The sequence below is a fragment of the Amycolatopsis sp. cmx-11-51 genome, from assembly GCF_047608665.1.
Classification (GTDB): domain Bacteria; phylum Actinomycetota; class Actinomycetes; order Mycobacteriales; family Pseudonocardiaceae; genus Amycolatopsis.
In genome coordinates, this window is record NZ_JADNQO010000015.1 from 1 (window position 1) to 20550 (window position 20550).

At 67.1% G+C, this 20550-nt stretch carries 15 protein-coding genes; 7 read left to right on the top strand and 8 right to left on the bottom strand.

Going from position 1 to position 20550, the window contains the following annotated elements; genetic code table 11:
* Positions 1-496: 496 nt before the first annotated feature.
* Positions 497-634 (bottom strand): hypothetical protein, encoded by a 138-nt coding sequence (locus ACM6LU_RS32725; protein ID WP_414941684.1) that lies wholly within the window; start codon positions 632-634, stop codon positions 497-499.
* Between the two features lie 428 nt (positions 635-1062).
* Positions 1063-1458 (bottom strand): nuclear transport factor 2 family protein, encoded by a 396-nt coding sequence (locus ACM6LU_RS32730; RefSeq protein ID WP_414941783.1) that lies wholly within the window; start codon positions 1456-1458, stop codon positions 1063-1065.
* Between ACM6LU_RS32730 and ACM6LU_RS32735 the strand changes: the two genes are divergently transcribed.
* A complete protein-coding gene (locus ACM6LU_RS32735; RefSeq protein ID WP_414941785.1) occupies positions 1414-1689 on the top strand; it encodes a hypothetical protein in 276 nt (91 codons plus the stop codon). The two genes, ACM6LU_RS32730 and ACM6LU_RS32735, sit on opposite strands and share 45 nt — an antisense overlap.
* Positions 1690-1963: 274 nt before the next feature.
* Here the strand turns inward: ACM6LU_RS32735 and ACM6LU_RS32740 are convergent, their stop codons facing one another.
* Positions 1964-3298 carry an alpha/beta hydrolase gene (locus ACM6LU_RS32740; RefSeq protein ID WP_414941685.1) on the bottom strand — a complete coding sequence of 445 codons (1335 nt, stop codon included), beginning with the start codon at positions 3296-3298 and terminating at the stop codon, positions 1964-1966.
* A gap of 71 nt (positions 3299-3369) precedes the next feature.
* Between ACM6LU_RS32740 and ACM6LU_RS32745 the strand changes: the two genes are divergently transcribed.
* Positions 3370-3975 (top strand): TetR/AcrR family transcriptional regulator, encoded by a 606-nt coding sequence (locus ACM6LU_RS32745; RefSeq protein ID WP_414941686.1) that lies wholly within the window; start codon positions 3370-3372, stop codon positions 3973-3975.
* A gap of 215 nt (positions 3976-4190) precedes the next feature.
* Here ACM6LU_RS32745 and ACM6LU_RS32750 read toward each other — a convergent pair whose 3' ends face one another.
* Complete coding sequence (locus tag ACM6LU_RS32750; RefSeq protein WP_414941687.1) at positions 4191-9467, bottom strand: DUF2599 domain-containing protein; 5277 nt, start codon at positions 9465-9467, stop codon at positions 4191-4193.
* 527 nt (positions 9468-9994) lie between these two features.
* Between ACM6LU_RS32750 and ACM6LU_RS32755 the strand changes: the two genes are divergently transcribed.
* Complete coding sequence (locus ACM6LU_RS32755) at positions 9995-10693, top strand: GAF and ANTAR domain-containing protein (protein ID WP_414941688.1); 699 nt, start codon at positions 9995-9997, stop codon at positions 10691-10693.
* 975 nt (positions 10694-11668) lie between these two features.
* Here the strand turns inward: ACM6LU_RS32755 and ACM6LU_RS32760 are convergent.
* From ACM6LU_RS32760 to ACM6LU_RS32770, 3 genes are all read right to left on the bottom strand, one after another.
* On the bottom strand, positions 11669-13030 hold the full coding sequence (locus ACM6LU_RS32760; protein WP_414941690.1) for an erythromycin esterase family protein: 1362 nt from the start codon (positions 13028-13030) through the stop codon (positions 11669-11671).
* 180 nt (positions 13031-13210) lie between these two features.
* On the bottom strand, positions 13211-13534 hold the full coding sequence (locus tag ACM6LU_RS32765; RefSeq protein ID WP_414941691.1) for a hypothetical protein: 324 nt from the start codon (positions 13532-13534) through the stop codon (positions 13211-13213).
* Positions 13531-13683 (bottom strand): hypothetical protein, encoded by a 153-nt coding sequence (locus ACM6LU_RS32770; protein ID WP_414941693.1) that lies wholly within the window; start codon positions 13681-13683, stop codon positions 13531-13533. Before ACM6LU_RS32770 ends, ACM6LU_RS32765 begins: the two co-directional genes overlap by 4 nt.
* Before the next feature lie 342 nt (positions 13684-14025).
* On the opposite strand from ACM6LU_RS32770, the gene ACM6LU_RS32775 reads away from it, so the two are divergent.
* From ACM6LU_RS32775 to ACM6LU_RS32785, 3 genes are all read left to right on the top strand, one after another.
* On the top strand, positions 14026-14637 hold the full coding sequence (locus tag ACM6LU_RS32775) for a glycosyltransferase (protein WP_414941694.1): 612 nt from the start codon (positions 14026-14028) through the stop codon (positions 14635-14637).
* Between the two features lie 9 nt (positions 14638-14646).
* Positions 14647-15072 (top strand): pyridoxamine 5'-phosphate oxidase family protein, encoded by a 426-nt coding sequence (locus ACM6LU_RS32780; protein WP_414941695.1) that lies wholly within the window; start codon positions 14647-14649, stop codon positions 15070-15072.
* 347 nt (positions 15073-15419) lie between these two features.
* A complete protein-coding gene (locus tag ACM6LU_RS32785) occupies positions 15420-15578 on the top strand; it encodes a hypothetical protein (RefSeq protein WP_414941696.1) in 159 nt (52 codons plus the stop codon).
* Positions 15579-15920: 342 nt separating this feature from the next.
* Here the strand turns inward: ACM6LU_RS32785 and ACM6LU_RS32790 are convergent, their stop codons facing one another.
* Positions 15921-18770: an ATP-binding protein gene (locus ACM6LU_RS32790; protein ID WP_414941697.1), complete on the bottom strand. Its 2850-nt coding sequence runs from the start codon at positions 18768-18770 to the stop codon at positions 15921-15923.
* 229 nt (positions 18771-18999) lie between these two features.
* Between ACM6LU_RS32790 and ACM6LU_RS32795 the strand changes: the two genes are divergently transcribed.
* The gene (locus ACM6LU_RS32795) at positions 19000-20550 is read left to right on the top strand and encodes a S8 family serine peptidase (RefSeq protein WP_414941698.1); all 1551 of its coding nucleotides are present in this window, start codon (positions 19000-19002) and stop codon (positions 20548-20550) included.

Consider the following 20550-nt stretch of genomic DNA (forward strand, 5'->3'; position numbering starts at 1 on the left):
GTGCTGCACTGTGGGAGGACATCGGAAGTGGCTCTCCTCGCCGATCGTCAGGAACACCCGGCATGGTAGCCGTTCCGGCACCGCGCGTCACCGGGCCACCGGCCGTCTCATGCATTGCGCTGACCGAATCCGGCGACGCGGCCAACCATCAGCGAATAGCGCACGTCATGGCAACTGCACCGGTGCGGCAGAGGCAGACATAACACCAGGTAGCGGGTCCACCACCACTCCGACCAGGGACCAAGCAGGGACTGGCATGGTCGACTCGACTCGGTAACACGCTAGGCCCTACGAGTGGCCGGGGGCGCAGTGGACGAACCCGACCTGACCGGCGCGACCGTGTACGAGGCCGCCGACAAGTTCCCCTGGGCTGCGGTCGTTGGTACGCCCTGTCCGACTAGACCACCTACTTTTCAGCCCGTCGACTGCACACTCCGCCCCGCCTTCGTCCCGGCTTCCACGCTGCGCGACATGCCGGCCTAGACCGAAGTGGCGATTAGAACCTCACCGGTCCGGCGTAGAGCGCTCGGCGGAAACGTGGGACATGGACACAGATCGCGCGGAACTCGGCGTAACGCAGCACCCCAATGTGTTCGGCGGTGTCGGCGGCACGCAGGACGAGTTTGGCGAGCAAGGTGCCGGATCTCCGGAACCCAGCCCAGATCGAGTACCTCCAGTGGGTTCACACCGACCCGGAAGCGACAGCCAATTCGTAGAGACCCTGACAGGCACGAAACCACGACCGCTCACCATCTCACGGTGACCGCTCTCTAACCCTGCTCACGTACCCAGACAGGTCGAATGTCAAGCGGTGGCGGCCCTCGACGCTCGTCGCAAGCGCGCCGAAGCCGGGTTGCCGTGGAGCGCAGGAAACCCTAATCGCATGCTCTGCAGCTGAACCGCCATCGTCACAGTTCGGCGGAAGGACCCGAGTAGGTTGGCGACGAGGTCGATACGGTCGACGTGAGCGAACAGGGCTACATTGCCGACTCCTGCTGCATCGGCCACGGCGGGAGAGGCACCCGCTCCGAACCGGGTGTGCCGGTCCGGAGTGGTGTCCGGTCAGGAGCGGTCGAATGCTTCGGCGACCGTGAGACTGTCTTCGTACATGTGGTGCCGGGTGATCAGACCGTCCTCAACAGTGAGGTGCAGCGCGAACGTCATGACGAAACGTTTGCCGGTCGAGGCGACCACCTGCGAGCTTGTGCCCGTCACTGCGGCGTCGATCCCGTCGACCATGATGTGGTCGATGGACACGTGACTCTCGGCGGGTGGGCAGTGCTCGCTGAACGTGTGGAAGTGGTCGGCGACGTCGGCTCGGGTGGACCGGGGCCGGATCCAGGGCACGGCAGGATGGTTCTCGACCGGCCAGTCGACTCGCCAGTCGACGTTCTGTGCGTACAGTTCCGCGATGTGCCCGGGATTTCCCTGTCCGCTTCGGCGCAGAAGTTCTTCCACGACCGCCCTGGTTCCTGCCAGATTTCCTTTGGCTACTCCGGCGGTCGGTGCGTCGCCGAACTGATACTCCTGCCGGATCCGCCCATCTTCGTCCAGTCGGACGAAGATGAATCCGGTCCAGGCGATCTCCCCGCCGCGGGCGGGCACCATGTACGTGGTGAAGCGGATCGCGTCGTGGTGGCCGACGGCGTCCCCCGCGGCTCGGAAGACGAACCCGCTCTGCTCGACTAGTTGCCGGTGGGCCTCGGTGACCCGCGCCTGCAGGGCCGAGTGCCTTCGAAACTCGCCGGCGTCGGTGAACTGAGCCTGTCCTCAGCTCCTACCGGACCGCTGCGACGATCCGACGGTGGCGGTCTCTCACCTCCACTCAAACCACAGCGCCTCACGGCGCACGAAACCAGCGTTGAACGCGTTCGAGACCGCCTTCGACGGCCGCCTGGCCGCCGGACACAAATAATTTCCTTCAACCCGAGTTACACCGTTCGTTTGACAGACCCGATGGATGTCATTTTTTCTCATGGAGAAAGGCAGCGATGTCGCTGCGCGTCGGATAGTTCGGCAAGGGGGACGGTTTTTCCTGCAGGAAGGTGTCGATTACAGCGAAGGCTTTGTCGTTGTTGTCATCGAGGCCGTTCCACATGTGGTGTCCGACGTCGGGCACGAACTGGGTCCGCTCGATGGCGGGATTTTCGGCCAGAATGGTGGTGGCCCATTGCCGGACTTGGGAGGAGCACTGGGCGATCATCAGCATCGCGGGTGTGCCGGAGCGCTGTAGCCGTGTGGCGATCGACGGGGAGTCTTTGATCGTCTGCTGGATCTGCATGCTCGCGGCGGGACTGAAGGAGAAGTTTTCCGTGGAGTCCTCCTCCGGGATGCGGTTGGCGTCGCGGGCGCAGTAGGACGAGGCGGTGTCGCTGCCGAGATCAGCGGCGGTGAACGCGTTGTCGCCTTCGGCTTGCCCCACCAGTGTGGAGCCGGGGCTGAGGAGTCCGAGGCGCATGAGGCCGAACGCGACGGCGTACCTGGGGACGTGGGTGGACCGCGGCCCGCTCATGGCTGGGACAAGATCGCGTGCGCTCGGCTGTCCTTTGTGTCCGGCGAGCTGCGCGGTGGGGCCGTCCATCGGGCCGGGCTCGGCGATGATGGCCTTGTGCATCCGGGTCGCGGCAGGCGGGTCAGCCAGGGCACGGGTGAGGACGCCAGCGCCCGCGGAGAACCCGAGGACATCGACCGGCCCCTTGTCCAGGTGGTCGACGAACGCCGTGAAGTCCTGGACAGACCTGTCGATGTTGTACTGCTCAAGGGGAAGCAGGCCACTCCGGCCACCGCCGGCGTGTTCGTAGGCGTAGACGTCGTAACCGTGTCGCGCCAGGAGTTGCAGGAAGCGGTGGTCGAGCACGGCAATGCTGCGGACCGGCCCGCCGTGGAGGTACACCAGCGGCACGTCGCGCCGAGGGTTGCCGGGGGCGGGCGGGTAGTGGTACACCGCGACCTGACTTCCGGTCGACAACTCCCAGTGCCGCGTTGCCACGAACGGCAAAGCCGCGGGGTACTGCCGATCGGTCGGCACGCTCGGGACGCAGACCGTCCCGGTCAGCACCATGGCGACAAGCACCGGCAGGTAGGGCACGAGCCGACGTGTTCCCGAACGGCGGCGGGCCCGCCAGGTCGCGGCCGCCACCCCGATGGCGAGCGTCACCAGCCACGCCGCGAGGCCGGAGACCGCGCCATCGGTCAGAACGATCAGCGCCAGGAACAGGACGGCCAGCCCGGTGACGGCGGCCAGTGCGAGTCCGGCGCGTCCGGCGGCGCGTGCCAGCCGGGGGATGGTTCGTGACATGCGGGGTCCTTTGTCCGAGTTTCCAAACTTAGTTTCAAAACTAAGTTAGCATATCGGCTAGACTTGCTGCTGTGGCGAGGCCCAGAACCAACGACGACAGCGTGAAAGAGCGACTGGTGGAGGCGGCCACCGAACTGTTCGCGACCCGCCCGCTCGAGTCGATCACCGTCCGCGCGCTCGCCAGCGCGGCGGGAACGGCGACGGCGGCGGTGTACACGCTGTTCGGCAGCAAGGACGCGCTAATCGAGGAGGTGCGCACCAGGGCGGTCGCGGGACTGTTCGACGGCCTGTCCGCGGTGCCGGTCACCGACGATCCGCTCGCGGACCTCTACGCGCTCGCCGCCGCGTACCGGAAGTGGGGACGTACGCACCCGCACCTGTACATGGTGTTGTTCGGCGGGGTGAAGACCTTCGACCCGTCGGGCATGCCCGGGCCGCGCGACCCGATCCGGCTGCTGCTCGACGCGATCGACCGCGCCGTGGCGGCCATCGTCCTCGCTGGTGAAACGAAGTCGATCGCGCTCTCGTTCTGGGCGACCCTGCACGGAGTCGTAACGCTCGAACTGGCCGGAGCGCTCGACACCGCCGTCGGCGAGGTCGCCTTCCACGCGGCGATCCCGGCGGCACTTCGTGGCTGGGCACCAGCCATGCCATCCCCGGGACCACAGGCTCCATGACCTTGGCGAAATGAGTTCCATGATCTTCGACCGGCTCCGCCGCCGGTGGGCTCGAGCAGGCGTTGTTCAGCCAGGACGCCGAGACCCGGCCCGCGCTTCTTGAACGTCGACCACGACACCACGTTCGGTCCGGCGCTCTTGGCCGCTTGCAGGGTGGTTGCTGCCGCACGCAGAGTTGTCCGACGCACCGAAGGTCGCCGCTCACCGAATCCGGGTTATTCCGGATTGCACCCGGCCGTTATGCATCTCCCTGTCCCGATATCGTTGCGGCCAGGGTCGAGATTCCAAGACGACCTGCCGTTGTCGATCCACTCCGCCGCAAGCCAATGACACAGGAATTGTTGGAACGTCGAATCGGACTCGACGAGGTCCTTGGGGGCACCCGCCGCGAGTGCTTTGTCCTTGAATTCACTCCACGCCTGCCAGGCCGTCATGGCGCCGCTCAGACCTGGCGCGAAGGACGCAAACGCCGCGGCCTGCAGTTGACGTGGGGTGTTGATGGCTTCAAGCAATGGGTTGGTGGTGAGCAATGCTACTTGCCGTCCCGTATCCGTCGGAACGATCCTGATCGTGCCGCCCTCGTGCGCGTTCGGATGGCCAGGCGGAAGCCACTCGACCTTCCCGAAGAAGTCCGTCCTTCCGGTCGGCACGACCGGAAGTGCCAGACCGAGGACTTCGAGAGCGTTCACCCCTGGCATTTCGCCCGTGAGGTCGAAAGAGTTGACGGGGTCGCCGTTGACGTAGTCGTAGTTGTTCGCCGAGCCACCGGAGATAGGGTCGGTCTGCAGGAACCGGCCGAGGGCCGGGAGATAAGTGCGAGCGCCCATTTCCAGGGCCTGCTGGCTGCCGACGTGTTCGATCGGGACGGTGTGCTGACCGAGCCATCCGAAGTCCATGCCGCCCTCGGCGGTGGCCGGGATCGGGATGTCGCCGAACGCCCCGGTCACCGGGTCGATGTTCTGGCCGAACGGGTCGTACAGGTGGATGGTGCCGGTGCGGGCGGCGGTGCCGTCCGCGGTGAACAGGATGTCGCCGTGAATGTTGGGATAGGACCAGTTCGTGGCCTTGGCCTGGTCGTAGTTCTTGGTGAGCACCACACCGCCGGGCAGTTTCAGCACTCGTTGCCGCAGGTTCCCGGCACTGTCGAGGACGAGGTCGGGGCCGCCGGAGTCGGCGGCGTAGCCGTAGCGGGTGACCTGTGCGGGTTTGGCACCGTCCTTCACCGTGCGCGCCGTGATGCGGTCGGTGACGTCGCGGGTGTAGGTGACCGAGCGCCCCGCCGCGGTGGCGGTGGACACGTGGCGGCGGGTCGAGTCGTAACCGAGGGTGTCGGTTCCGACCTTGGTCGCGTTGCCGTAGACGTCGTAGGCGAAGGCGAGGGCGGTCCCGCCGCTGGTGGACAGGAGCCGGTCGGCGTTGTCGTAGCAGTAGCCGGTGCTGACCGCGGGCGCGCCACCCTTGCTGTCGGTGAAGCGGGTGCGGTTGGTGTTCGACCCCGCTCTCGGGTTGGGTCCGCAGCCACCGTCGCCGTCGTAGGCGTAGGTCAGCTGGTGGTGCGGCACGGTGGCCGCGACCAGGCGGCCGACCCCGTCGTAGGTGTAGGCGGAACGATAGGAGGTGTTCGGCGCGGCGGTGTCGGTGACGGTGTCATCGGTGATGCGTTGGTCGCGGGACCGGACGACCGTGTCCGTGACCGTGGAACCGGACACGGCCCAGGAGACGGAGGTCAGCGCGCCCGCGTCGTTGTGGTCGATCGCGAGCTTCGAGGTGTTGCCGTAACCCACGTTCCGCAGAACCCCGGCGTCGTACCCGGGCGTCGCGACGGCGATTCCGTCCAGGTCGAGGCGAGTCAGCCGGGACGCGTTGCTCCAGCGGTAGTTCAGGGTCGAGGTGACGCCTTTGACCGTGCTGGTCTCGCTGAGCTTGCGTCCGGCGATGTCGTACTTGCTGGTCGAAACCACGCCGTTCGCGTCGGTGTAGGACACGACCTGCCCGAGCAGGTCGATCACGCTGGTGGTGGATCCGCCGGCGTCGCTGATCTTCTTGACCAGCGGGTCGCCGCCCACCGCGTGGTCGTAGGTGATGGTCCGCAGCTGCTGCCCGTCCATCGCCGGGAACGCCTTCTTGGCAACCCGCCCGCGACTGTCGTAGGTGATACACAGCCACGGCTCACTGTTGACCCGGGTGGCGACAGTCTGACCGGCCGCGTTGTACACCTGCTCGGCCGTGTTGGCCGAGCCGTCCGCGTTCTTGGCCGCGGTGAGAGTCTTCGCCATGCCGCCCTGGTTGACCGCGGCGGATTTCGCGTCACACGGGTTGGCGCGGGTCTCACTCCCGTTGTAGTAGGTGGACGTTCCTCGTTTGCCGGGGTCGGCGAGGTCGCCGCCAGGCAGCGCTTCGGCCAGCCGCCGCAGATATCCGGTGCCAGGCTGTTCGAAAGTGTTGCGCTTGGTCAGGGCGAGTCCGCCGGGATCTGCGGTCGTCGACACCTGCAGCCCGAACACCGGGTCGATTCCGTGCTCCGGATCCGAGTACCCGGCCACCGTCTTCGTCGCCGGTGCGCGTTCGACGCCGCCTCCGGAGCTGCTGTCGGTGATCTTGCTGGTCTCATGCCCGTAGCGGGGTGCCAGGTTCGTACCTGGCACCGTCACCGGTGTCTGGGTCCCGGGTGGGGTCCAGGTGAAGTTCAAGGCCCCGGTGTCACCGGCGCGGTTGTAGTAGTCGACCCGGACCCGGTGCAGGCTGCCCGCCGTCGTGTTCCGGTAGCTGCCTGAGACGGCGGTGCCGGATTTGTCGGTCCAGCTGTCCACCACTAGGAAGTCGTCGATCCACAACCGCACGCCGTCGGTAGCGGTGAAGCCCACCTCGTAAGTACCGGCGGCCGGGAACCGCATCTCACCGGTGAACCGACCGGACCAGCCACCGGTGGTGGCCACGGGCCGTGTGCCGCCCCAGTTACCGACCAGGGAGCCGTCGCCGGTACCGACCCCTGTCTGCCACACGGCGGGCGGCCCGGCCAAGAACGGATTGTCATACAACTCCGCCTGCAGCCCTGCCATGCCCTCGTCATAGCCGAGGCGCCGGTGCGGCACCGTCGCCGCGCACGCCGGCGTCGGAACCTCGCCGGCGAAACACGACGCCGGGGCGGGCCCGTAACTGTCCGTCAATCGGTCGGCGTGATCGTAGACGTTGCTGATGCGCCTACCTTTCCCGTCGGCGCTCGCGACGGCCTTGTCCTTGGCGTTCCATTCCATCTTCGCGGTCACCCCGTCCGCATCGGTCACCGTCAGAGCACGACCGGCGTCGTCGTAGGTCACCGTGCGAGAGCGCTGGAAGTCCTCCACCCCGGACACTCCGACGAACGCTCGCCTGTTGTCGAGGTCGTGGCTGTACGTCCGCCCGGGTCGCGGACCCGCCGCCAGGCGGCCATCGGCGAACGGCGCCAGGATTCGCACCACTCGTGCGCGCGCCGGCTGCCACGGTCGTTCGACGAAGGCGCCGTAGTCGATCACTGTGCGTTCGGTGCCCCAGTTCTCGAGAGACGGTTGCCGTGCCACCCAGTCATAGGCCACACCGTCGCGGAACTCGGCCAGGGGGCCAATGCTGTCCTTGGCTTTCTGGCGCTCCTCGTCATTGCGTGCGTAGTCGAAGGCCTGTTTGGCCCGCAGTGCGTTCGCGTAGTTCATGTCCCAGATGTCTGCGCCCGGATTTTCGATGCGTCCCAGGGAGTCCAGCACGTACCAGAGCCGGGTTTCGGTGCCGTCCCAATACCGGATTCGACACAGCTGCTGCGCTGGGGCCGCGTCCGCGCCTTTCGGACGAGGCACACCGCCGTAACAACGGTCGCTGTTGTCGGTGTTGTAGAACAGCTCGTGCGCCCTGTCGGACACCGGATCCTTGATCTGCGTCAGCCGAGGGATCGAACCGCTGTACAGGTACTGCAAAGCGGCCGGTTTCTTGCTGTCCTGCACCGACGCCACGGTGGCCAGGGTGCCGTCGACGTTGAACACCGACATCGAGCCGGTCTGGGTCACTGAGATCCGGCCGCCCGCGTCGAAGGCGAGCACCCCGTCTTCACCCGCGGGCGGCTGGTAACCGCCGGTGGAGGCTTTGCCCCACGTGTGCTTTCCCCCGGCGTTGTCGGTGAGCACCACCGACCCGTCCAACATCTCGGCCTTGCTGTACCCGCTGCCCGCGAATCCCAGCGTCCAGCCCCCCGGCAACTGCGGCGGATCGGCCGAGTACAGCCATTCCGTCGGCACGATCTTGGGCGGCAGGCTGTGGCTGCGCTGATTGTCCGGGCCTGTGGTGCTCTTGGCCCACAACACCATCTGGGGGCGTTCCTTCGAACGGTGGTACAGCTCGATCTTGATCGGAACCCGCTGGCCCGCGGTCAACGCCACCTCCCGTTCCTGCCTGGGGCCCGGCTGGAGGAAATCGTTGCCGATCGCCGCGGGATTCGGGTTGTCATAGACCAGCTTGTCGCCCACCCACATCTTCGCGCCGTCCGCGTGTCCACCGGCGAAGCGGAAGTCCCCGGTGGCAGGGGCCCGGAAGTGGCCCTCCCAGCGGACGACGAACCAGTCCTTGTTCAACGCGGGCGGCATCGGATCCTCCCGCCACGGGAAGTTCTCCGGCACATCGCTCCACATGTTGCCCCAGTCCAGATTGACCTGAGGTTCGCTTCGCACCATCACCGGAACGTCGTCCGGCGCCCCGGTGTGCCGCGAATCGTTGAAATACGACGCTCGCACCCCTCGCGGCTCACCCTGGCGGGAGTTGTACGCGAACGTCACCCCGGCGGCCCCACCCACCGACTCGAACTTCGGCCCGGCGGCTTCGACATGGACATTGCCGTTGAACAGATTCACTGTCGCGGGCCCCAGCACGTCGGTCGGCGACGGTCCAGGATCACCCACCCGCTGATTGACCGTGAAGTGCCCCACCCATTTCGGCGGCGTCACCGTTTCCGGGCCGCCACCCGGTGTGGCCGTGCCAACCGTCCAGCTGTACTTGCCGCCGTCGTGCAACACATGCAGCGGAACCGTCCACTGCGGAGTGGATAGACATCCCGAATCCACCACACTGCCCGATCGGCCGTCGACCCCAGTCGACACCTTGAAGCAGTACAGGACGCCACTGCCCACCACGGCGACCTGCAATGTCGGCGTCTCGGTGGCGACCACGGCCTGGTCGACCGGACTGACCAGACTCGTCTCCGGCGCCGAACCGCCCCGTGCACGGGGCGCACCCCCGCTCGCCAACGGAGTGAAATCGGCCGCCGACTCCTGCATGACCGGCGCCTGCCCGGGAGTTGCCGCTTTCGCCGAATCATCCCTCGGCGCCAACGGCGGCATCATCGGCAGATCCCGTGGGACCTCGGCCGCCTCCGATCGCGGCGGAGCCACCACGGCCTGCGTCAGTGACGCGCACAACGCGACCAGGACCGCCAGCACGAGCGCTCGCGCGAGTGCCCTTCCCCCAGTAAACATCAGCACCCCAACGAGATCGTCGTCAAACGAGCGGACCGCAACCTGATCAGGGACGGTAGTGACAGTCGATGAAATCGGGATGAAACGATCAGTGACCGCTCAGATGGCTCGCGGCTGACGGATCAGTGGCGCCGGAGCAGGCCACCCATGCCACCACGGGAGGGCCCCTCCTCCCCCGTGACGCCACTCGAGGCCAGCGGCGCAGCCCGCGGCCTTCCCAATCCCTCCGTCGAGCCTTCCCGATCGCGGCACCGAAGAGTCCGTCCGTGATGGACTCGACCTCACCGGGACCGTCTTCCGGACCGCTCAGCGCCTGGGCCGCGACGACGACAGGACACTGGGTCGGCTGGGTGACCTTCGCCCTCGGTACCCCCGGCATGGGCGGCACCCCGCACAAGCAGTGGATCTTGTCGGACGCGTTGCCACAGCGCCCCTGGGCAGGTGATCTTTGCCGGCTCAGGTCATGCGCGGCAGGTCGTCACGAGGTTCGTTAGGCTGGCCTCGGCGGTGGAAGGAGAGGGCAGCGGGTGAACGACTACGAAGGTTCGGTTGGCGGAAGCCTCAGCGCGATGCTCGGCGGGATCGCCCGAACTTTGCAGGCCGAACACGATGTCGAGTCCACACTCGCCGCAATCGTGAAGGCGGCGGCCGACGACATCCCGGGTGCCGATTTCGCCGGAATCTCCCTGGTGGAACCCCGGCGCCGGATTCGCACCGTCGCACCGACCGACAACGTCGTCACCACGATCGACGAGGTGCAATACCGCACCGGTCAGGGACCGTGCCTCGACGCGATCGCCGAACACCACATCTTCCGCACCGGAGATCTCACCACGGAAACCCGCTGGCCAGCGTTCGCCCTTGAGGCCGCCGAGACCGGTGTTCGTTCGATGCTGTCCTTCCGGCTGTTCGTCACGGACAACACACTCGGTTCCCTGAATCTCTACTCCCGCGCTCGCGACGCGTTCACCGACCAAGACAACGATGAAGGCGGGCTCTTCGCGACCCACGCCGCCATCGCCCTTATCGGAGCACAGACCGAAGCCCGCCTGCATGTCGCCGTCGAAAACCGCGACATGATCGGCATGGCCAAGGGCATCCTCATGGAACGTCACGATATCGACGCCCTTCAAGCGTTTCGCCTCCTGGTGGAATCCTCACAGACCACCAATATCAAGCTGTACGAAGTCGCCCAGTGGCTCGTCGAGCACCGTCGCGAACTCTGATTGGAAGCCACGCGCTTATCGTCTGCACGTTCCGGCCCAGCCGGTGTGATGCGTATGGAGACCGGTCCCGTCGGCCGACTGCTTGACCGACGGGACCGCACTCGCACCCGCTGTCTCCAGCGTGTGGCCCGCGCCGATGCCGATATGTCTTTGTACCCCGCATTGTGCTGACAGAACCCGACTGTTGCCGTTTTCTGGCAACGACCAACATAGGGCCGCAGAGCACGCGATGTAACAGCCGCCGCGTGCATCCGCAGCGACTCGATTCTCATCAGCGCCTGTGATATCCGCCTGTGAAGGCCTTCCCCTGATCATCTCTACGAGGACAGGTGGTGACTGATTCCCGCTCTCCCGGCGACAACGCCTCCACACCGCAGACCCCGCACACCGGCCGAGACCGGACCGCCCGCCGAAGTGGACTACAAGGCCCTGTTCGAGCAGGCACAAGCCAAACTGAGCAAACCCGAGAATGCAGGCACCGCTGGTCCGCAAGAACATCGCCCGTGCCCGCCAGCAACCCGGATGCGACACCGGCGGAGGTCGTCCGCACCCTGGAACGGATGTACGTCAGCAGCCTGACGAGCACGGGCGCCGCGGTCGGAGCCACCGCGGCCGCTGGCGCTGTCGGCGGGCGAATTCTTCTCCTCACTCGAGCTGAGCACCGTGTACGTGCTCTCGCTCGCCGAGGTCACGGACTCCGGCTGGACGAGATCGAACGCCGGGCCATGCGACATCCACGGGCCCATGGTGCCAGGTAGCCACAGGTCTCTCCGCTCCGTTCACCAGCCTGGATGCAACTACCATGTGGCATCGCAGCAATCACAGGTCTCCTAGCGGCGGTTACGTCCTCTATGTCCGTTGGTCGCGGAGCGAGCGCTCAGACGTCCGCACATCTCCTCGGTCTCGTTCGGCAACTGGTCGAGCTTGCGTGGATGTCGCGGATCGGCGATGTCGTCGACCCCTGAACCCTGGTGGTCATGTGGCCCGGTCGACAGGACGGGCCGGTGTGACGTGCTGGCAATGAACGATCACGTCGAACCAGTCTCGCGGTGAGCCGCCCGTCATGTGGTGGACGCTGTCGGCGTCGGGGTCGTAGTCGCCTCCGATGACCCTGAACTTCGCAGTGCGAGACAGCCATTCGGCTACCGACTGTGGCCGATCCGCGTCGAGGTCCAGGAGGTAGCCGTCCAGCCCGGTTCCGCCGAGAACCGATTCGATCAGCTCGGGCGCGGAGCCCGGTACGTGGAGAGGGTCGGTTCTCGCATAGGTGGCCAGTTCGCCGTCGTGGAATGTCAGCCCGATTGAGAGGTAAGCGGGTCCAAGCCGCTCCCGCAAGTAGCTGCCCGCGTTGCGGGACACGTCCGAGGGGGTCGGAGGGAAGCCTCGGTAAAGGCCGTTGGAGGTGTGTGAGCTCGATGACCAGAACAAGGTCTTGCGACCGGTGTACCGTTGCCACCACTCGACGTTCTCAGCGAACGACTGCTCGAAGTAGGCCATGTTGAACGGGTCTTCGGGCCGGTCGTCGTGATCGTGCAGCTCGTAGAACTGAACGATCACGCGTGCTGTGTGCAGTGCCCACGTGTGGCCGACGAGACCAGCCGTCACCTCGGCCACCAGGTCGTGCGCCGCGCGAGCGCGTTCGACCCATTCCGTGCGGTTCGCCAGCTTCCGGAAATAGTCGGTGTGCGTCGCGAGATCGCCCTCCGGGCGCAGGTCGGCATAGTACGCCGCCAACACGTCGAGACGTGCGGGAGCGGCTTCGCGGAAGTGATCGAGGACCGTGTCGTACGCCGCTGCCCCGACCGCGTGCGGGCTCACTCCCGCCAGCCGGACCGGATCATCGGGATGGTTTTGGTTGAAGTCACGGACCCATTCGACCAGCCCGAGCATCTCCTCGGTGTCGGCGAAGGCCTCCGCGTCCGCGAGGATCGCCCGAGGGTCACCGGTACCGGCGCGCGCGAACGCGTCGAGCCGCGTAGCGAGTGTCCAGTCCTGGTCGAAAGCGACCACCCGGAATCCGGCCGCACCGACCAAGAGACGGGCGATGCGGTCCTGCATCGTGAATACCTCGTGCGCACCGCGCGTCCCGGCCCCATACCCCACGATCGAGGCCCGCCCGAGCATCCCGGCCAAGGGCCGAAGATCCTCCAACGGTGCCGACGGCCGAGTGGTCGTCAAGGGGTGCGCCACCTCCTCGATCCAGTCGATGACCTCCGCTCGCAGCCTCACCTCGGCCCCCTCTGAGGTGAGGCCCTCGTCGTCATGCGGTCCGACTTTCGAGACCTGCCCGACCGAGGCGACCTTGCCCGACTGCTCACCGATGTTCTCCAAGTCCATGACGATCATCCTGAAACATCAAGCAGAGTCGAGGTCAAGACACAGCTCTCGTTCGGTTGAGCGGCGGGACCGCCGTCATAGGCGTCGGATGGGTACGCCCACGGAGCGCAGTGCGGCCTCTACGAGCAACGTTCAGCCGTCCCCAGTTCTTCGAGGCTCGCCATTCGCGATGGTGATTGATCAAGCCCGTATCGGGTGCGATCGTCCGGCCGGTGCTGCAAGCTCGAAGCGGGTACCCGCGACGGTGCCGAAGCGGCGTTGCGCCTGCTCGCACTGCACCGCGGAGACGTCCACGCCGGTCGCGTCCACTCCCCGTGCGGCCAGTGCCGCGACCGCGTCCCAGCGCCCGCATCCCAGCTCAAGAGCGGAACGCGGGTCGCCGAGCAGTTCGGCCACGGGACCGTGCCCGGGATACCGAGTCCACCCCAAGGCCTGTTCGGGTGGATCGTCGTGGCCGGTGTCGGCCGCGCGCTCGGCGTAGCGGTTCCAGTAGCCCGCGGTCATCGGACGTGGTCACCGATCTCGGCGATACCGGCGAACTTCTCACCGGGGAACCATCGGATCAACGCCGGCGAAAGAGGCTCGGCGGCCTTGCGGGCCGGGACGGAGTGCTGAGCGGAACCAGGGGATTTGTTCACGGTGTGGGAGGGCACACGCGCCACGCTAGCCGCGCCATCTCCGTTTCATTTGTGAAGCGAAGATGAGACTGGGCCGTCTGGATTTGTCGCCGATAGGCTGCATCGGCCACTGGTGTCAGGGGAGGGGAACCGTGCCCTCCGCCCCTTTGCAGGGGGTGGGGGTGACGACCTGTCAGCGGACAGCCCGCATGGCCGCGGTCGTGTCCATAGTGGACGCCCAACGCAGTACTACACGGCATGCGGTGAGTGGCGCCGAAACGAATCCCCGCCTATGAAACAATCAGCGTCGAAAGCTGGCCCCAGGCCGGGTCACAGTCGAGTCCTCCCCGACAGGTTGAGAAACAGCGGGTTTTGACGATGCACAAGCATGCCGCGGCTCAGGCCGGCGCCCAGCACCGCAAGATGTCGGCACAACTGCCGTTTCGGTTGATCGTCACAGGGGGCGGGACGGGTGGGCATATCTATCCAGCGCTGACGACCATTCGTACGCTTCAGGCCAAGCTGGCCGATCAGGGCAAGCCCGTGGAGGTCCTCTGGGTCGGTACCGCGGCCGGTTTGGAGGCTCGCGTCACCGCCGCCGAGGGGATCCCGTTCGAGGCGGTCGCGACGGGCAAGATCAGGCGTGCGCGCAACCCGTTGAAGACTGAAGGTCGAGAACAACACACGATCACGAGCGGCGCCGGCAGGAGCGGCCGCGTCTCGCCGCAGCAGGTGTGCGCGAGCCGCCGCCGCTGCAGTGACGGTCTTTCCGGAACCGGCATCGCCAAGGACGAGAGGTGTCGGCGCCTCGCTGTCGCGAACATCGCGTTGCTTGCCGATCGGGTTGAATCGGTGCGTCGTGGTCCTACGGTCAACGTCACCGGCCCGGCCGTCCCCCTCGCGAGTTCCACGTCGACGTTCTCGACCTCACCTGGTTCGGCTGACGACCTGACCGGGCTGGGAGCTGCGGCCCGCCGGTCATCTCGATAGTCTCGGGTGATGCCATTGTCGAAGGAAGAACGCGAGCAGTTCCTGGCCGAGCCGCGGATCGGGGCGCTGTCCGTGGTCGAGAGCGACGATCGCGCGCCACTGGTCGTGCCGATCTGGTACCACTACACGCCCGGTGGCGAACTGTGGGTGAACACCGCGCCCGGCTCGCGCAAGGCTCGCGCGATCGAGGCGGCTGGGCGGTTCAGCCTGATGGTTCAGCGGACCGAGCCGACGATTCGCTATGTGGCGGTGGAGGGGCCGGTGGTCCGGACCGAGCCGGGCACCCGCGAGCTGTCGAGGCAGATGGCCGCGCGTTATCTGCCCGCGGACAAGGTCGACGGCTTCGTGGAGTTCGAGCTGAGCCAGCTCGGCGAGCATACGGCCATCTACCTCCGCCCCGAGCACTGGATCTCGTCCGACATGGGCTCATTCTGACCAAAGCACCTCCCGGCTGTCCTTGTCCGAGAGAAACGACGCCAGTTCCTCCCCTTCCACGGTGACAGCGGCCGCTCGACCCGAGAGAAGGGGCGGAACGGCGTCACTTCCACCGCGTCGCCGTCGGGCTTCCAGGTCGCCGACACCCGGCCGTCAACCAGCACGACCCGCTCGCCGGCGACCGAAAGCAGTCGGTGCTCGTCGTCGACGATCCGGCCGCGGGTCCGTCGAGTCGGAGAACGTCACCTCGCTGATGCCTGTGAACCTGTCGCGTCTGAGCCGTCGCGTTCGGCGGAGTCCCCGCGAGCGGTTACCGTCCAGCCGAACCGATGCGGATAAGGGCTACTATGACCTGGTCGCCAGTTCACCAAGCGGTCGAACTCCACGACCCGCCGCGGCTTCGAGATCTGCTCGACGCCGGTCACGACGTGGGCGTCACCACCGCCGCCCGCCACATGCGGGCCGCGCACCCAGGGCGCTTCCAGCTCGATCCCGCCGCGCCGTGAAACCGCAGGAGAATTCGGGATTCAGCCGGACCGGCAGGGACAGTCCCGAGTACTGGCATCGCAAGCCAAATTGGCCCCCGTTCGGTATTCTGAACTGGCCCGGCGTCGGGTTGCAGGATCGGTCGGCATCCTGTTGTGGTTCCACCTCCTGCTGTCGACGTGGGTCGGCACTCTGACTTGGCCCCACCTCGTTCGTGTGTGTCGTTGGTCGATCGGTGCGTGCGCCAGTGATGACGGCTTGGTGGCCAAGATCGTGGGATGAGCCCGGCAGCCATCGTGGCGACCGTCCGTGTTGCGTCGAGTCTCGACGGTGAACTGCCGTACCGGACCCGACCCGGCATCTCATAAGAGGCGGATGTCGTGGCGGGAGGAGACGTTCAGCTTGCGGCGGACCTTGACCACATACTCCTCGACCGTGCGGCGGGAAAGGAACAGGGCCTGGGCGATGTCGCGATTGGTGTGGCCGCCTGCCAGAAGGCGGGCGACATCCTGTTCACGCGGGGAGAGTTCGCTGCCGTAGCCGCGCCTCCCCCGGGGTGAGGGGGTGGCCACGCCGGTACTGCGGGTGCGGTGGCGGCAGCGGGCGGCGTCGACCGTGGCCCCCAGGGAGTCGTAGGACTGGGTCAGCGCTTCGAGCACCGTGGCGTCGGTAAGGGTTTCGCCCTCGGCCTGCTCGGCAAGTTGGGTGGCTCGGTAGGACAGGCCCAGGTTCCAGTGCAGGTCGATCGCTTCCCGGTAGAGCCGGTCGGCCTCGTCACGGTCGTCCGCGGCCGCGGCCAGTCGCGCGCGGCAGGCGGTCAGTCCCGCTTGGGCCAGTGGGGCGTCGACGCCTCTCAGACCAAGGGCTGTTTCCGCGACGAGCAGCCGCGCGGCGTCGACATCCCCGACTGCCAGGTAGTAGTCGACGGCCTGGGGCAGGATGTCGCCTGACCACACCCACGCGCCTTTGGACCGCAGCAGCGCCACGCCGCGTCTCACGTGTTCCTCCGCCGCAGCGGGTTTTCCCCGGCTGAGGAGCATTCCCGCCATTCCGCCGGCCGCCGATATGCCCACTGGGAAGACCTGCGCTGTCGGGTACGACCCCGCCGCCTGGAAGGCTTTCTCCGCCCGCACCCACTCACCGCGTGCCGCCGCCAGCCAACCGCGCGTGAGGTGCAGGTCCGTGGTCAGCAACAGGTCCGCGTAGGTTTCGATCAAGCGGTCGATGCGCTGCTCCAGGCCCGACCATCGCCCACTGAGCCAGTCGAGCCGCACCGCCGTGGCCTCGGCGGTGCCGACGACGTATGAGGAGGTGACTCGTTTGGCCAAGGCGATCCCGTCGCGCAGGAACTCGCGTGCTCGGGAATAGTGTCCGATCCACGAGCACGCGTCCGCCAGGTTGCAGTGTGCCCGAGCCAGGTGGTGGATCTCCTCAGGGTCTTGCACATCCGACGGAGATGGCAGTTGCGCGATGCGTTCCCAGGTGCTCGGGTCGCCGATGATGAGCCGCCCGCCGAGCGTCGTGGCCAGCAGTGCGGTGCGCAAGGCTTGGGTGGGCAGGTGGTCGATGATGCCCTCCACCCGGTCGAGCGAGGTCTGATGCTCAGCGACCGACGCCGTCCCCAGGTATGGTCCGGCCATGGCCGCCATGCCGCGCACAGTACGTTCCGGTTGGTCACCAAGCAGGTCGATGGCGTGGGTGATCTCCTCGGCACCGCGATCGACCGACCCGGTCTCACGTTGAAGCAGCAGCCCGAACCACAGATGCACCTGCCCTCGCACATCCGGGGCCAGGCGCGGGTCCGACAGCAGGCTTTCGACTCGCGCGGTAACCGCGCCGCCGGGTAGTCCCGTCAGGGCGTAGTCACACAGCTTGGTCGCCAACCGGTTCGTGGCTTCGGGACTGGTCTCCGCATCGACCAGCACCTCGAACAGCAGGTCGACCGCGGTGGACACGTCTTTCACGTCCTCCGCCGCCTTGGCGGCGAGTTCGCTGTACCGCAACCACTCGCCCTTCAGACCCGCCGCCTTGGCGTGCGCGGACAGGCGAGCGACAGGTGCGTGATCGAGGGCGGACAGCGCGGCTATCGCACGTTCGTGCAGTTCCCGCCGCAGCGGACCGGGAAGCGAAGCATACACCGCGCGCCTGGCGATGTTGTGCCGGAAACCGTACCTGTTGACCGCTTCCTCCACGAGCACACCGGATTCCACCGACGCGATCAGGTGTGCCGCTTTCGCCTCACCCGCCACGGCGCCCAGTACCTCGGGCGTCTCCGGGACGCCCAGCACCGCGGCGGCCTCGGTGATGATCCGCGCGGCGTCAGGCAGGGTTCCCAGCTGCTCCTTGATCGCGTCCGCCACCGCGGGCGGCACGTCGATCCCGTCGAGGACGCGCCGGGCGAGGTCACCTTCGGCGCGCACGTCCCGCACCGGGTCACCCAGCGCCCGCACCGTTTCCTCGACCACGAACGGGATCCCCGCCGTCTCGTGCAGGACGGCCTCGGCGAACCCCCGCGACGTCACGGCGGCCCCCACGAGGGCGTCGATCATGGTGCGCACCTCCGCCGTGCCGAAAGGGCGCAGGAGCAGGTTGACCCCGGTGACTCCGTGTGGGACATGGAAGGCGTGGCCGAGTGGCGCCCCCGACGGCAGGTCCTCGCGGCGGTAGGTCACTACGATCGACAAGTCCGGTGGCGGGTTCGCCATCACGAATCGCAACACCCGGCGGGTCTCTTCGTCCGCCCAGTGCAGATCCTCGAGCACGAGCACGGTCGGCCCCAGTGAACGGAGCAGATCGCGCAGGGCGCGGAAGACTCGGTGCCGCTCGGCGTCGGGATCGCCGAGGGCACGTGGCGCCGGCGGCAGACGGTCGGCGAGTTCGGGCAGATAGTCCCGCAGCGCACCGGTCACCGGACCGGGCTCGCCCAGCCGGGCATCGCACTGGCTGAGGCAGTCGAGGAGCACTCCGTACGGGAACGGCTCGGGCAACGGCAGGCACGAACCCATGACCACACGCGGGGCTCCCTCTCGGGCGGCTGCGGCGGCGAATTCGGAGACCAGTCTGGTCTTGCCCACTCCGGCCTGACCCTCCACGAAAACAGCCGACGGCGGGTTCCTCGCCGCGCCGAGCATCGCGGTGAGGTCCGTGTTCCGGCCGATCATCGGCAGCGAGCGGGATCGGACGGAGAGGGAATTCGCGCAGCCATCAACCATGCTCGCTCCTGTCCGTGATCCGCCCGCAGAGGATCCCGACATGGTAGGTCGGCGGACGCGGGTGCCATAACCCCGCGAGCTACCGCACTTGCGTCCACACAGGATCAGGTACCGATACGGGTCGCGACCACACTTGTTCCCCTGCCTCCCAGGACGAAGGGTGATTCCCCGAGCGGCTTGATGTCACAACCCCGCCCTACGGCCGTTCGAACGCACGATGGAGGAATCGATGCAACAGTGCAGAACGCGATGGATATCAACCCTGTTCACCGTCGCGGTCGCCGCCGCGGCAGTGGTGACGACCGCGGGCGTGGCCGTGGCACAGCAGGCGAAAGCGGCTGTCGTCCAAGCCGATCGGCATTACACCGGGCAGTACATCGTGGTGCTCGGGGGTGGCGCCCGTGCCGCGGCGGACGGCCACGCCGCGACACTCACCCAGCGCTACGGCGGCGAGGTGACCGACACGTACTCGGTCACGCTGAACGGGTTCTCGGTCCGAGACCTTACCGAGCGGCAGGCGCGGCGACTGGCCGCCGACCCGTCGGTCAAGGCAGTACACCAGGACGGCACGACCAGGGCCGCGGGTGAGCAGCCGAGTCCGCCGTCGTGGGGTCTGGACCAGATCGACCAGCGAACCGCCACCCTGGACAAGAAGTACACCTTCCCGAACTCGGGTGAGGGTGTGACCGCCTACGTCATCGATTCCGGGGTGCAGACCCAGCACCCCGAGTTCGAGGGCAGGGCGAGCCACGGCTACGACTTACTCGACAACGATACCGACGCCGGCGACTGCTACTGGCACGGCTCGCACGTGGCGGGGACGATCGCGGGCAAGACCGTCGGTGTGGCGAAGAAGGCCAAGGTCGTGGCCGTGCGCTCACTGGACTGTAAAGGGTCCGGCCCGGACTCGGCCACGGTCAGCGCCATGGAGTGGGTGGCCAAGAACGCCGTCAAGCCCGCGGTGGTGAACATGAGCCTGGGCATGGATGCGCTCGGCGTCGGGGACGAACAGGTCAAGGCCTTGGTGGCCAAGGGGATCGTCGTGGCCGTCTCCGCGGGCAACGACGGCAAGGACGCGTGCGCCGTCAGCCCGGCGCGCGTCCCGGAGGCGCTCACCGTCGGCTGGTTCAACAAGGACCGCACCCGCGGCGGGAACTACGGCCGCTGCATCGACCTCTTCGCACCGGGCGGCAACATCTACTCCAGTGACAACGCCGGATCGTTCCGTACCGCCAGCGGTACGTCCATGGCCTCCCCGCACGTCGCGGGCGGGGCTGCGCTGTATCTGGCCGCGAACCCCGGCGCGACCCCGCAGCAGGTCAGCGACGCGCTGGTGCGCAGCGCGACCCTAGACCTGATCACCAACCCCGGGACGGCCTCGCCGAACAAGCTGCTTTACGTCGGCGACCTGGGTGGCGGCCCGCCGCCCGAGTGCGGGGTCAAGAGCAACGATCAGGATGTGGCCATCCCCGACGCGGACGCCGCGGTGGGCAGCTCTGTGAGCCAGGATTCCTGCGATGGCAAGGCCTCGGCCACGCTGGCGGTGCGAGTGGACATCGACCACGGCTACACCGGAGACCTCGCCATCGACCTGGTCGGGCCGAGCGGGTCGTCCTATCCGCTCAAACGCGCGGGTGGCGTCGGCGAATCCGGCGGCGTGCACCAAAGCTTCACCGTCGACGCCTCGCGCGAGGACGCGAACGGCACGTGGCGGCTCTCGGTGCGCGACATCTACCGGTTCGACGTCGGCACGCTCACGGGCTGGTCGATCACATTCTGA